The organism is Actinomadura logoneensis (genome assembly GCF_003428695.1).
Classification (GTDB): Bacteria; Actinomycetota; Actinomycetes; order Streptosporangiales; family Streptosporangiaceae; genus Spirillospora; species Spirillospora logoneensis.
Map to the genome: position 1 here is coordinate 1 of NZ_QURH01000071.1, position 12,552 is coordinate 12,552.

The following is a 12,552-nucleotide window of genomic DNA, read 5'->3' on the forward strand; positions in this document are numbered from 1 at the left end:
GGCGAGGCGTCCGGCGCGGGCCCGGTCGTCCGGGGTGAGCGCGGCGGCCTGCCGGTAGAGGCGCGCGACGACGGCGATCCCGGCCTTGCCGCGCGCGCGTTCGGCGGCGGCCTGCAGGTCGGCGGCGACCGTCTCGTCGGGTCCCATGGCCGCGGCGGCGCGGTGCCGGACGCGGCAGTCGGCGTCCTCGGCGGTGAGCGCGAGCGCGCGGTGCACGGCGAGCCGGCGGGCGGCGGGCGCGCCCTGGTAGGCGGCGGCGCGGATCAGCGGATGCCGGAAGGCGATCCCGGTGCCGGTCACCTCGACCATCCGCAGCCGCTCGGCCTCCGCCAGGTCGTCCAGGCCGAGGCCGAAGGACGCGGCGGCGGCCACCAGGCTCGGCAGGTGCCCCCGGCCCTCGGCCGCGGCGATCAGCAGCAGCTCGCGGGTGCGATCCGGCAGCCGCGCGATCTGGGCGCCGAAGGAGGCGAGCACGCGCTCGGGGACCGGCAGCGTCCCCGGCGCGGTCGGCCCGGGGTGCGATCCGGCAGCCGCGCGATCTGGGCGCCGAAGGAGGCGAGCACGCGCTCGGGGACCGGCAGCGTCCCCGGCGCGGTCGGCCCGGCCGCGCCGAACTCCAGCAGGGCCAGGGGGTTGCCCGCGGCCTCCTCCAGCACCCGCTGGACGGCGTCGGCGGGCAGGCCGCGCCCCTCCAGGACGCGGACGGCGTCGCAGGTCTCCAGCCGGCCGAGCGGCATCTCGGGCAGGCCGGAGCCGAGCAGCCCCTCGTCCCGCGCGGCGGCCAGCACCACCACGCCCTCGGCGGCGAGCCGCCGGACGGCGAACAGCAGGGCGTCCGCGCTCGCCGCGTCCAGCCACTGGACGTCGTCCAGCAGGCAGAGGACGGGGCCGTCCTCGGCGAGGTCGGCCAGCAGCGTCAGCAGGCCGAGGCCGACGCCGAAGCGGTCGCCGTGCCCGCCGTCCGCGAGGCCGAGTGCGGCGCGCAGCGCGTCCGCCCGCGCGCCGGGCAGCGCGTCCAGGCGGTCGCGGACCGGCCACAGCAACTGGTGCAGCGCGCCGAACGCGAGGACACGCTCGGCCTCGTACCCGGTGACGCGCAGGACGCGGTCGTGCCCGCACCTGCCCGCGGCCCACTCCAGCAGCGCCGTCTTGCCGATCCCCGCCTCGCCGCGCAGCAGCAGGGCGCCGCTGCGGCCGTGGTCGCGCGCGTCGTCCAGCAGTGCCGCGATCCGGGCCTGCTCGGCGTCCCTTCCGTAGAGCACGGCACCCAACTTACGGGGACAAGTACCGAAGTCTTACGGATTCGCCCCGTAGGTCGTGGCTCCTAGCGTCATGACCAGCGATGACGCGGTGCGGACGCGCCGCAGACGCGGTGCGGACGCTGTGCCGAGGCCCCGCCGACGCGCCGCTCACGCACTAACGAACGCACGAATGAACGCTGGGAGCGCACCACCATGGACGAACTCTTCGAGCCGGTGACCGTGGGCCGCCTGGAGCTGCCCAACCGCCTCGTGATGGCCCCGATGACCCGGAGCCGCGCCGCCGCCGGCGGGCTGGCGACCGAGCTGGCCGCGGAGTACTACGCGCAGCGCGCCGGGGCCGGGCTGATCATCACCGAGGGCGTCCAGCCGAGCGTCCTCGGCCAGGGGTACGTGTCGACGCCGGGTCTGTACGACCGCGAGCAGGTGGAGGCGTGGCGCGCGGTGACCGGCGCCGTGCACGCCGCGGGCGGACGGATCGTCGCGCAGCTCATGCACACCGGCCGCGTCGGCCACCCGTACCTGTACCCGGACGGCTCGCTCCCGCTCGGCCCGTCCCCGGTCGCGTCCGGCATGAAGCTGTTCACCCCGGACCAGGGGATGCTGGAGCACCCGGAGCCGCGTGAGATGACCCTGGACGACATCGCGCGCACCGTCGAGGAGTTCGCGTCCGCCGCGCGCAACGCGGTCGAGGCGGGCTTCGACGGTGTCGAGCTGCACGGCGCGAACGGCTACCTGATCAACCAGTTCCTCGCCGACGGCAGCAACCACCGGACGGACGCCTACGGCGGCTCGGTCGAGAACCGCAACCGGTTCGCCGTCGAGGTCGCGCGCGCCGCCGTGGACGCCGTCGGAGCGGACCGCGTCGGCATGCGCGTCTCGCCCGGCACGCCCCTCAACGGCATCACCGAGAGCGACCCCGACGCGCAGTACGGGGCGCTGGTCCGGGAGCTGAACCCGCTGGGCCTCGCCTACCTGCACATCATGGAGCTGGGGGACCGGGCCCGGACGCGGCGGCTGCGCGAGGCGTGGGACGGGACGCTGCTGCTCAACCCGCACCCGTCGGCCGGGTCGTCCCCGGCCCGTCCCGAGCACGGTGTCGAGGCGCTGCGCGAGGGCGTCGCGGACGCGGTCGTGTTCGGCGAGATGTGGCTCGCCAACCCGGACCTGCCGGAGCGGATCAAGGCGGGCGGCCCGTACAACGAGCCGGACCGGGCGAGCTACTACGGCGGCGACCACCACGGCTACACCGACTACCCGACCCTCGTCGCCGCGACCGCCTGACCGCCTGACCGCCTGACCGCGTGCCGCGCGGCTTGCCGCGTGCCGCGTGGACGGCGGAGCTCCGAAGACGGACGCGTCGGATGAAACGAGGAAGCCGTGCGTCGCCCCGAGGAGGAGAGGGGCGGCGCACGGCTTCTTCTCGAGCGCGGTGATCAGTAACCCGGGTGGACGGCCCCGTTGAACACGCGCTTGTAGTAGCTGTTGAGTTTGACCTTGCGGACGGTCCGGCCGGAGCCGGGCGCGTGGATCATGTAGCCGTTTCCGACGTAGATCCCCATGTGGGTCCGTCCGCTGTAGAAGAACAGCAGGTCGCCCGCGACCGCGCCCTTCCAGGAGACCTTGTAGTGGACCGCGCGGTAGATCTGCTGGGTCGTGCGCGGCAGCTTCACGCCGGCCTTGCGCCACGAGCCGCCGGCGAGACCGGAGCAGTCCCAGGAGCCGGGGCCCGTCCCGCCGTAGCGGTACGGGTCGCCGATCTGCTTGTAGGCGTAGGCGACGGCGGCCTTGGCGCGTGCCTTCTGCCGTGCGGCGCGCTGCTTGGCGGTGAGGGACGCGAGCGCGTTGACGCTGGTGACCGGCGAACCGGGGGCCGCGTGCGCGGGCGCCGCCACGAGGGCGGAACCGGCGACGGCGAAGGCGGTGGCCGTGAGGGCGGCACGCTTCAGCGGCTTGAAGGATCGGGGGGTATGCAGAACTACTCCAGACCTCGCAGGGGATGCCTGCCGGCGCGGCATGGTTCGTCCACCGTCCGCTCGCGTTGATGGGGGCCGCGAGAGTCGGCGGGCCGCGGTGCGGACCCGGGCGCGTTCCGGTGGGCGCTCCAGGCGGGAGCGGGTTCCGGGGGGACGCCGGTGGGACCGCGTCCGGCTCCGTGCTCAGGGCTGCACGGACTCGGCGCTGACGTCGGCGGTGCGAGCGGGGGTGCGACCGCCGTGCGTCGGGGTGTTCTGTTGTCGGCGGCGTCCATGCCGCGTGATCGGCAGGAACGTAGCCAGACTTCGGCTTTGGTGGCAAATCCCGGGTGTCGCCGGAGCTGTCCGAAGGGGCGGTTCGGTCCGGCTTTCGGGCGTTCTGCCTGCGATTTCCCGCGCGGAATTCGTGCGTTGTGATCTGCATCACCTGTAACGCCGGAGGGGCTTCCAGGGGTGTTCGCGCCCCGGAAACGTGGTTACGCTGGGTAGCGGCGGCGGCTGTCGCGGACGGAACTCCGCGCTTCTCCGTAGTCCGCCGATCACATCTCGCTCACCTCCCCGGAGACCCGGTCGGAGGGGTCAAGGCACGTCAAAGTTTCCTGTTCATCGACGGACCGGACCTCGGCGGTCTAGAGCGGACAAAGGTCCCAGATTGCTGCGATGGGGAGCAATGGGGAAGTTGAATATGATCAACGCAATGGCGATTACCGACCGTTATACCGACAGGCGGAACGGCCCGGCCGTAATGGTTCTGTGAACCACGCCACGAAGGCGGGACACGCGGAGGAAGCGTCCTTCCCGGGCTCCGTTGTCCGGTTCGGACGGTCCGGCGGAGTCCGCCCCGGACGCGCGGGAACGGCGTCCGCGGGTGACGCGAACGCCGTTCTGTGACCGCCTCGCCGTCCCCCGGCGGCGAGTCCGGTGGCCCGTTCCGGCCATTCCCGGTTGGATCAGCCCCACGAGCCGGACGCCGACTCGACGTACGGGGCGTTCGGGGGCAGCGGGGACCCGGCCTGGCCGGGACGCGGCGCGGCCGCCGCCTCCTGCCGGTCCCGCACGCACTTGGCGAGCGTGAAGGTCGAGGTCGTGACGTAGAGGGTGCCGAGGGCGAGGAAGCCGCGCACCCACAGGGGAGCGGGCAGGAACACGATCCCGACGGCCACCGCTGCCATCGAGACGATGAAGGAGAGGATCGCCTGCACGAAGAACGCCGCCGTCGTGCCTTTGAGCTGGAGGAATCGGTCCATGTCGTCCACTGTGCCGCCCGCCGCGCGGCGGTGCCTGAGTAGCCGGACGGGCCGCGCTACTCAACCCGGCCGCCGGGGTGCCTAGGTAACCGGCCGCCTTCCGCATCCGGTCAGGGCGCGCCGGTTGACGGCCGTCCCGTCCGCGCCTGTGATCGCAAGCGGGAGCCCCGGAGGGAGCCGTCGTGCCCGGAAGAAGCGCAGCGCGAAGAAGCGGGTCGGGAAGCACCGGATCGGGACCTCGATCCACATCCGGCCCCGGACCCCGATCCACATCCGGTCCCGGACCCGCATCCGGCCCCGGACCCCGATCCGGCCCCGGACCCGCATCCGGACCCGGACCCCGATCCGGACCTGGACTCCGATCCGCATCCGGGCTCGTCGGGAGCGAGCCGGACGGAACCGGCCCGGTGAGTGATCCGGAAGCAGTGGGCGCGTCCGGCAGAGCCAAGGAGGCGAGCCCGGCCGGAGCGGTCGGCTCGAAGGCGCCTGTCGGGCGGCGTGCGGCGGTGACGGCGCTGGCGCTGGCCGCGTCCTCCGCGCTCGTCCCGGCGCGAGCCGCGTACGCCGCACCCGCCACCCGGGGGACGCGCACGCGACGAGCGGGCGCGCCCAAGGCGCCGAAAGTCCCGGCGAACTTCCTGTGGGGCGTCGCCACATCCGGGTTCCAGGCCGAAGGGAGCTTCCCGGACAGCAACTGGACGCGGTACATCGCCCGAAAGAAGCCGGGCATCAAGGACCCGTACAAGAAGTCGGTGGATTTCCTGCACCGCTATCCGGAGGACCTCGCGCGCGCACGCGCGTTGGGGGTGAACGTGTTCCGGACGTCCATCGAGTGGGCGCGCGTCGAACCGAAGCGCGGGTACCGCGACCCTGCCGCGCTCGCCTACTACGACGACCTCGTCCGGCGGATCCGCGCGGCCGGGATGCGCCCGATGCTGACGCTCGACCACTGGGTCCATCCCGGCTGGGTCGCCGACCAGGGAGGATGGCGCAACCCCCGGACGGTCGCCGACTGGCTGGAGCAGGTGCGCTTCGTCGTCCGGCGGTACCGGCGGATGGGCGTCCTCTGGATCACCTTCAACGAGGCGAGCCAGTACCTCGTCCACGAGGTCTCCGACGCGCCGCTGACCGTTCCGCAGGGCGGCGTCATGAAGGCCGCCCTGGTGAAGGCGCACCGCGCCGCGTACGACCTCGTCCACCGGATCGATCCGGGCGCGATGGTGTCGACCAACGTCGCCTACGGGACGGTCCTGAACAGCCTGATGGACGCCGTCCTGTTCGACCAGGTGACCGACAAGCTCGACTTCGTCGGCGTCGACTACTACTACGGCGCGAGCGTCGGCAACGCGACGGCCCTGAACGCCGGCCTCGGCGAGCCCTGGAAGGTGGACCCGGAGCCGGACGGCCTGTACCACGTGCTGCGCAACTACCACCGCCGCCTGCCGAAGCTGCCCCTGTACGTGGTCGAGAACGGGTTCGCCACCGACGACGGCAAGGCCCGCGCCGACGGCTACACGCGCGCCCAGCACCTGCGCGACCACGTCTACTGGATGCAGCGCGCGATCGGCGACGGCGTGAAGGTCATCGGCTACAACTACTGGAGCCTGACCGACAACTACGAGTGGGGTTCCTACCGGGCGCGGTTCGGCCTCTACACCGTGGACGCGCTGACGGATCCGAAGCTGCTGCGGCGTCCGACCGACGCCGTCCCGGCCTACCGGGCGATCATCGCCGGACGCGGCGTGCCGTCCGGGTACACCCCGGTGCGCGCGCCGGCGTGGTGCACGTTCGAGGAGCCGTCCACCTGCCTCGTCCCCACACCGACCCCGCCCGCCGCGTGACCCGCTCCGGACCCGTAATCTGACCTGTGGGTAACATCACCCCGAACCAGATTCGGTCTCTGACGTAAGGTGCTGCTTATGGACCTGAACGGAGTATCCGCCGTCGTCTCCGGCGGTGCGAGCGGCCTCGGCGAGGCCACCGCGCGCGAGCTGGCCGCGAACGGCGTCAAGGTGGTCGTCGCGGACCTCAACGAGGACAAGGGCAAGGCCCTCGCCGACGAGCTCGGCGGCGTGTTCGTCAAGACCGACGTCTCGGACGCGTCGCAGGTCGAGGCGGCCGTCCAGGCGGCCGTGGACACCGGCGCCCCGCTGCGGATCATCGTGAACTCCGCGGGCATCGGCTGGGCGGAGCGCACCGTCAACCGCGACGGCGCCCCGCACAGCCTGGAGAGCTACACCAAGGTCATCCAGGTCAACCTGATCGGCACCTTCAACCTCATGCGGATCGGCGCGGCGGCCATCGCCAAGACCGAGCCCGCCGACGCCGACGGCCTGCGCGGCGTCGTCATCAACACCGCGTCCATCGCGGCGCTGGAGGGCCAGACCGGCCAGCTCGCCTACTCGGCGTCCAAGGGCGGCATCGTCGGCATGACGCTGCCGGCCGCCCGCGACCTCGCCGCGATCGGCGTCCGGGTCAACACGGTCTGCCCGGGCATCATCGACACCCCCATCTACGGCGAGGGCGAGGCCGCCGAGGCGTTCAAGGCCAAGCTGTACGCCCCGGTGCCGTTCCCGAAGCGGATGGGCAAGCCGGCCGAGTTCGCGCACCTGGTGCGCTCGCTCATCGAGAACGACTACATGAACGGCGAGACGGTCCGGTTCGACGGCGGCATCCGCTTCCAGCCCAAGTGAGGCCCTGAATGTCCGAAGCTGTACTGGTCGAGGAGGACGGGGCCGTCCTCGTCGTCACCATCAACCGCCCGGAGGCCCGCAACGCGGTCAACGGCGCGGTGGCGCAGGGCATCGCGGCGGCCCTGGACACCCTCGACTCGCGCAGGGACCTGTCCATCGGCGTCCTCACCGGCGCGGGCGGCACGTTCTGCGCGGGCATGGACCTCAAGGGCTTCCTGACCGGGGACAACCCGATCGTGGAGGGCCGCGGCTTCGCCGGGATCGTGGAGCGGCCGTCGGCCAAGCCGCTGATCGCGGCGGTCGAGGGCTACGCCCTGGCGGGCGGCTGCGAGGTCGCGCTGTCCTGCGACATGGTGGTGGCGGCGAAGGACGCGCAGTTCGGGCTCCCCGAGCCCAAGCGCGGCCTGGTCGCGGCGGCCGGCGGCCTGCTCCGCCTGCCGCGCCGCATCCCGTACCACATCGCCATGGAGATGGCTTTGACCGGCGACAAGTACCCGGCGGACCGGATGGCGGAGTTCGGCTTCGTCAACCGGCTCACCGAGTCCGGCGGCGCGCTCGCCGCCGCCAAGGAGCTCGCGCTCAAGGTCGCCGAGAACGCCCCGCTGGCGCTGGCCGCCACCAAGAAGATCATCGTCGAGTCGCCCGAGTGGCCGGCCGACGAGGCGTGGGCCCGGCAGGGCGAGATCGTCATGCCGGTGTTCGGGTCCAAGGACGCCCAGGAGGGTCCGGCGGCCTTCGCCGAGAAGCGCAAGCCCGTCTGGCAGGGCGAGTGACGCTCGGCCGGGGCGCGGGACCGTCCGGTGCGTCCTGACCGATCTGACCGATCTGATCGACCGGGGCGAGCCGACCGTCCAGACCGTGCGGGACGCCCGGGGAGCATCTCCCCGGGCGTCCCGCCGTCTCTTCGGCCCGGTTTGTCTTACTTCTCAGTAAGTCTTCCCGTACTCTTTTCGCGTTCTGATCGTTCTCGGGAGTGGGGTCCCATGCGCTGGAACGCGGTTCTCGGCACGGCCGTCGCGACCACGGGCGCCGCCGCGCTCGTGCTCGCCGCCTCTCCGGCGGCGCTCGCGGCGGGCTGGCGCAACGTCAACGGGGGCGCCGCCCTGAAGTACTCGGGCAGCCTCGACCGCGTCGACTTCGCGGCCAAGGACGTCGGCTGGGCGGTCGGCTCCAAGGGGACCGTGTCCAAGCCGAACCCGGTCATCGCCCGCTGGACGGCCAAGGGCTGGGCCGCGCAGGCGAGCCCGGTCAAGTTCACCCCGATGGACGTGGCCGCCGCGTCCGCCAAGAACGCCTGGGTCGTCGGCTACGGCGCGTTCATGAACCCCATGGCGATCCACTGGAACGGCTCCAAGTGGGCGCAGGTGAACTACCCGCTGGTCGGGGTGCCGTTCCAGGTGTCCGCCGCGTCCGACGGGACGGCGTACTCGACCGCCGGGATCACCTACGCGGCCGGGATCAGCACCGTGCTCCGCTGGAACGGAACGGCCTGGGTGGACGCCAAGGTGCCGCTGCCGAAGTCCACCACGATCACCACCGTGGACGTCCGCAGCCGCACCGACGTGTGGATCGCCGGGACGACCACCGCGGACGGCCGCAAGATCACCGGGCTGGCGTACCACTACGACGGCAGGACCTGGAAGCGGATCAACGTGCCCGGCGAGTTCGGGCTCAACGCCTACCAGGCGATCATCTACCGGATCGTCGCGCTCTCGCCGACCAGCGTGTACGCGGTCAAGGACGCGCAGGCCGCGCAGACCACCAACGCCCTGCTGCACTGGGACGGCAAGACCTGGAAGTCGGTCAACATCCCGCTGAACTCCGCCGGGCTCGGCCTGGCGGCGGACGGGCGCGGCGGCGTGGTCGTCCTGCCCGCGGAGAACAACGGCAAGGCCCGCTACCTGCACTTCAACGGGAAGACCTGGAGCACGCTGTACGGCCCCGCGCGCAAGGGCAGCGTGATCGCGGCGGACGCCGACCAGAGGCCCGGCACCGCGGGCATCGTCAGCGTCGGCATGGCGAGCTCCGGCAGCGCCCGCACCCCCTTCATCGAACTCTTCGGCTGAGCCGCCCCGGCGCGACCGACCGTCCGGCGCGGCGAGAGTGAGCACCACGGCCTCCGGAGCCCCGGCTCCGGAGGCCGAACCGTCTCCCCAGAGGTCAGAGCCCCTCCCGGAGCTGAACTTTCCCTCAACGGACTCTCGGTCCGTGTTCAGGGTCCCTTCAGGTTCGCCTGCGACGCTTTGAGAAGATTGGACGAGGGGGTTCTTCTCATTGGCTGAGCGGACGGTGACCATGGCGGGCAGGACGCCGGAGGCGGTTCTGCTGGTGGTCGAGGACGAGCCGAACATCCTCGAACTGCTGGCCGGGAGCCTGCGGTTCACCGGCTTCGAGGTCGTCACCGCGACCAACGGGGCGGACGCCGTCCAGGCCGCGCGCCGGCACCGCCCGGACCTCATCGTGCTGGACGTCATGCTCCCCGACATCGACGGCTTCGACGTCGCGCGGCGGCTGCGCTCCGGCGGCGACCACACCCCCGTGCTGTTCCTGACCGCGCGCGACGCCGTCCAGGACCGGATCAAGGGCCTCACCATCGGCGGCGACGACTACGTCACCAAGCCGTTCAGCCTGGAGGAGGTCATCGCCCGGATCCGGGCCGTCCTGCGGCGGTTCCGCGGCGGCGTCTCCGAGCCCCCGCCGCGGCTGGTCTTCGCCGACGTCGAGCTGGACGAGGACACCCACGAGGTGTGGCGCGGCGGCAAGGTCATCCAGCTCTCGCCGACCGAGTTCAAGCTGCTGCGCTACTTCATGGCCAACGCGGGCCGCGTGCTGTCCAAGGCGCAGATCCTCGACCACGTCTGGAACTACGACTTCCGCGGTGACGCCGGGATCGTCGAGTCCTACGTCTCCGCGCTGCGCCGCAAGGTCGACAACGTCGAGCCGCGGCTGATCCACACCCTGCGCGGCGTCGGCTACGTCCTGCGCGAACCGCCCGACCAGGGATGATGGGGCCGCCCGCCGGGCCCCGCGGTCCCGGAGGCGGGACGTTCGGTGAGCTGCGGGCGCGGGGGCGGCGGGCGTTCCTGCGGGTTCCGCTCCGGGCCAAGCTGATCGTCGGGATGCTCGTCCTGGTGGCCCTCGGGCTGACCGTGATGGGCGCGGCGGGCAGCACGGCGCTGCGCGGCTACATGATGCAGCAGGCCGACGAGCAGCTCCAGAGCACCGGCAAGAAGGTCCAGGCCGGGCTGACCCTGCGCCACGACTTCCCCCGGAACCTGCCGGACGTCATGTACCTCCAGGTGTGGTCGGACGGGACCGACGGGCCGCCCACGATCAACTACCAGGGCTACGGCGTCGATCCGCGCTCCCTGCCGCCGGTCGGCCGGGCGGAGGCGATCCGTCGCGAGGACGAGATCTTCACGACGCGGGGCGCCGGCCGGGACGCGGTGTGGCGGGTCCTGGCGTTCACCACCCGCTCCGGCGACGTCGTCGTGGTGGGACGCAACCTCAAGGACGTCCGCGACACCGTCCGGCAGCTCGTCACGATCGACATCACCGTGGGCGTCCTGGTGCTCGGCGGGCTCGGCGCGCTCGCCGCGCTGGTCGTCACCGCCAGCCTGCGCCCGCTGCGGACGATGGAGGCGACCGCCGAGGCGATCGCGCGCGGCGACCTGTCCCGGCGCGTGCCGGACGCCGACCCCGCCACCGAGGTGGGACGGCTCGGCGCGTCCTTCAACTCGATGCTGAGCCAGATCGAGGCGGCGTTCGGCGCGCAGGCGCGGTCGGAGGCCGCCGCCCGCCGCTCGGAGGAGGCGGCCCGGCGGTCGGAGGAGAACGCGCTGCGCTCGGAGGAGCGGATGCGCCGGTTCGTCGCGGACGCCTCGCACGAGCTGCGCACCCCGCTGACGGCGATCCGCGGGTTCGCCGAGTTCTACCGGCAGGGCGCGGCCCGCAGCCCGGCCGAGCTGGACCGGCTGATCGGGCGCATCGAGGAGACCGCGTCCCGGATGGGGCTGCTGGTGGAGGACCTGCTGCTGCTGGCCCGGCTCGACCGGCAGCGTCCGGTGGAGCGGCGTCCGGTGGACCTGCTCGCGGTCGCCGCCGAGGCCGTCCAGGAGGCGCGCGTGCTCGCCCCGGACCGCTCGGTCGAGCTGGACGTCGAGAGCGGCCTGGCCTACCAGATCCTCGGCGACGAGCCGCGGCTGCGGCAGGTGTTCGGCAACCTGCTGACCAACGCGATCGTGCACACGCCGGACGGGACGCCGATCGAGGTGCGGCTGCGCCCCGGCACGCTGGCCGGCGCGACGGCCGCGGTCTGCGAGGTCGCCGACCAGGGACCCGGCCTCTCGCCGGAGCAGGCCGAGCGGGTCTTCGAGCGCTTCTACCGCGCCGACAAGGCCCGCAGCCGGGAGGACGGCGGCACCGGGCTCGGCCTCGCCATCGTCGCCGCGCTGGTCGCCGCGCACCAGGGCCGCGTCGAGGTGGACACCGCCGCCGGGGCCGGTGCGACCTTCCGCGTCATCCTCCCCCTCGCCCCGGACTGACCGGGCCCCCGCCCGGACGGCCCGGGCTCCGCGCCCGGCCGGACGGCGCGCCGACGCCACGGCCGCGTCCGCGTTCAGAAGACTTTCAGGCTCAGTGCAGGGCGGGCTCAGTCCCGTCGTCCATCCTGGAACCGACGGAACGACAGGGGGCACCCGATGGGCTACGACCAGCAGGAATCGGCTCCTCGCCCGGACGGTGCACCGCTCGCGGACTCCGCGCCGCACCCGGACGCCCATCGCCGGACCCCGGTCGGACCTCCTCCAGCGGCCCGGCGGAACCCCGAACCGCCGGATGCCGGAACCGGGCCGTCCGGGCCCGCCGAGCCGTCCCCGTGGCAAGGCATCCCGGACGCGCCCACCACGGTCCGGGACGGCTCGATCCCCGTCGAGCCGTCCCGGACCGGCCAGCGCCCCGTCCCGTCCCCGCAGGCGGGGCCGCACCGGACGGGACTCCCCGCTCCGGCGGCACCGGCCGGCACGGCAGGGCCCGCGGCTCCTCTGCCCACCGCTCCGCCAGGCGGAGTGCCCGGTGGGCCAGGAGTCCCCTCCGATGCCGGGGCGGACCGGCCCCCGCCGGGCGGCCCCGCCTTCTTCCGCGACCCGGCCCCGTCCGGCGGCCCTGGGCCGTTCGGCGGGTCGGCCGCCATCGGTGCCCCTGCGTCCTTCGATGCCTCTGCGTCCTTCGGTGATGCTGCGTCCTTCGGTAATCCCGCCTTCTTCGGTAATCCCGGGTCCTCCGGCCCGGTCCCGCCGCGCGGCCGGTGGGGATGGAGCGCGAGGCGGCGGCTGGCGCTGGTCGCCGCGGCGGCGGCCATCGCGCTCGGCGCCGGGGG

The 12,552-nt window shown here is 73.1% G+C and carries 11 protein-coding genes and 1 pseudogene; 7 read left to right on the forward strand and 5 right to left on the reverse strand.

Features of this window, described 5'->3' with window-relative positions; all coding sequences use genetic code 11:
• Together DZF91_RS03440 and DZF91_RS03445 are read right to left on the reverse strand one after the other, a co-directional pair.
• A pseudogene (locus DZF91_RS03440) lies at positions 1-474 on the reverse strand (helix-turn-helix transcriptional regulator); the annotation flags it as partial.
• Complete coding sequence (locus tag DZF91_RS03445; protein WP_158587840.1) at positions 411-1,262, reverse strand: ATP-binding protein; 852 nt, start codon at positions 1,260-1,262, stop codon at positions 411-413. The gene DZF91_RS03445 and the pseudogene DZF91_RS03440, both read right to left, overlap by 64 nt.
• A 192-nt stretch (positions 1,263-1,454) precedes the next feature.
• On the opposite strand from DZF91_RS03445, the gene DZF91_RS03450 reads away from it, so the two are divergent.
• Complete coding sequence (locus DZF91_RS03450; protein ID WP_117356050.1) at positions 1,455-2,543, forward strand: alkene reductase; 1,089 nt, start codon at positions 1,455-1,457, stop codon at positions 2,541-2,543.
• 152 nt (positions 2,544-2,695) lie between these two features.
• Here DZF91_RS03450 and DZF91_RS03455 read toward each other — a convergent pair whose 3' ends face one another.
• From DZF91_RS03455 to DZF91_RS03465, 3 genes are all read right to left on the reverse strand, one after another.
• Positions 2,696-3,154 carry a C40 family peptidase gene (locus DZF91_RS03455; protein WP_117356051.1) on the reverse strand — a complete coding sequence of 153 codons (459 nt, stop codon included), beginning with the start codon at positions 3,152-3,154 and terminating at the stop codon, positions 2,696-2,698.
• A gap of 1,031 nt (positions 3,155-4,185) precedes the next feature.
• Positions 4,186-4,482: a YiaA/YiaB family inner membrane protein gene (locus DZF91_RS03460; RefSeq protein WP_117356052.1), complete on the reverse strand. Its 297-nt coding sequence runs from the start codon at positions 4,480-4,482 to the stop codon at positions 4,186-4,188.
• A gap of 81 nt (positions 4,483-4,563) precedes the next feature.
• Positions 4,564-4,851, reverse strand: a complete 288-nt coding sequence (locus DZF91_RS03465) for a hypothetical protein (RefSeq protein ID WP_117356053.1) — start codon at positions 4,849-4,851, stop codon at positions 4,564-4,566.
• Between the two features lie 38 nt (positions 4,852-4,889).
• On the opposite strand from DZF91_RS03465, the gene DZF91_RS03470 reads away from it, so the two are divergent.
• From DZF91_RS03470 to DZF91_RS03495, 6 genes are all read left to right on the forward strand, one after another.
• On the forward strand, positions 4,890-6,323 hold the full coding sequence (locus DZF91_RS03470) for a glycoside hydrolase family 1 protein (RefSeq protein ID WP_235834056.1): 1,434 nt from the start codon (positions 4,890-4,892) through the stop codon (positions 6,321-6,323).
• 78 nt (positions 6,324-6,401) lie between these two features.
• On the forward strand, positions 6,402-7,175 hold the full coding sequence (locus DZF91_RS03475) for an SDR family oxidoreductase (protein ID WP_117356054.1): 774 nt from the start codon (positions 6,402-6,404) through the stop codon (positions 7,173-7,175).
• An 8-nt stretch (positions 7,176-7,183) separates the two neighbouring features.
• On the forward strand, positions 7,184-7,948 hold the full coding sequence (locus tag DZF91_RS03480; RefSeq protein ID WP_117356055.1) for a crotonase/enoyl-CoA hydratase family protein: 765 nt from the start codon (positions 7,184-7,186) through the stop codon (positions 7,946-7,948).
• 210 nt (positions 7,949-8,158) lie between these two features.
• On the forward strand, positions 8,159-9,241 hold the full coding sequence (locus DZF91_RS03485) for a hypothetical protein (protein ID WP_117356056.1): 1,083 nt from the start codon (positions 8,159-8,161) through the stop codon (positions 9,239-9,241).
• A 229-nt stretch (positions 9,242-9,470) separates the two neighbouring features.
• Entirely contained in the window at positions 9,471-10,181 is a 711-nt protein-coding gene (locus DZF91_RS03490; protein WP_117356057.1) for a response regulator transcription factor, read from the forward strand.
• Positions 10,178-11,719 (forward strand): sensor histidine kinase, encoded by a 1,542-nt coding sequence (locus DZF91_RS03495; protein ID WP_235834057.1) that lies wholly within the window; start codon positions 10,178-10,180, stop codon positions 11,717-11,719. The genes DZF91_RS03490 and DZF91_RS03495 overlap by 4 nt, the downstream gene beginning before the upstream one ends.
• Positions 11,720-12,552 lie beyond the last annotated feature (833 nt).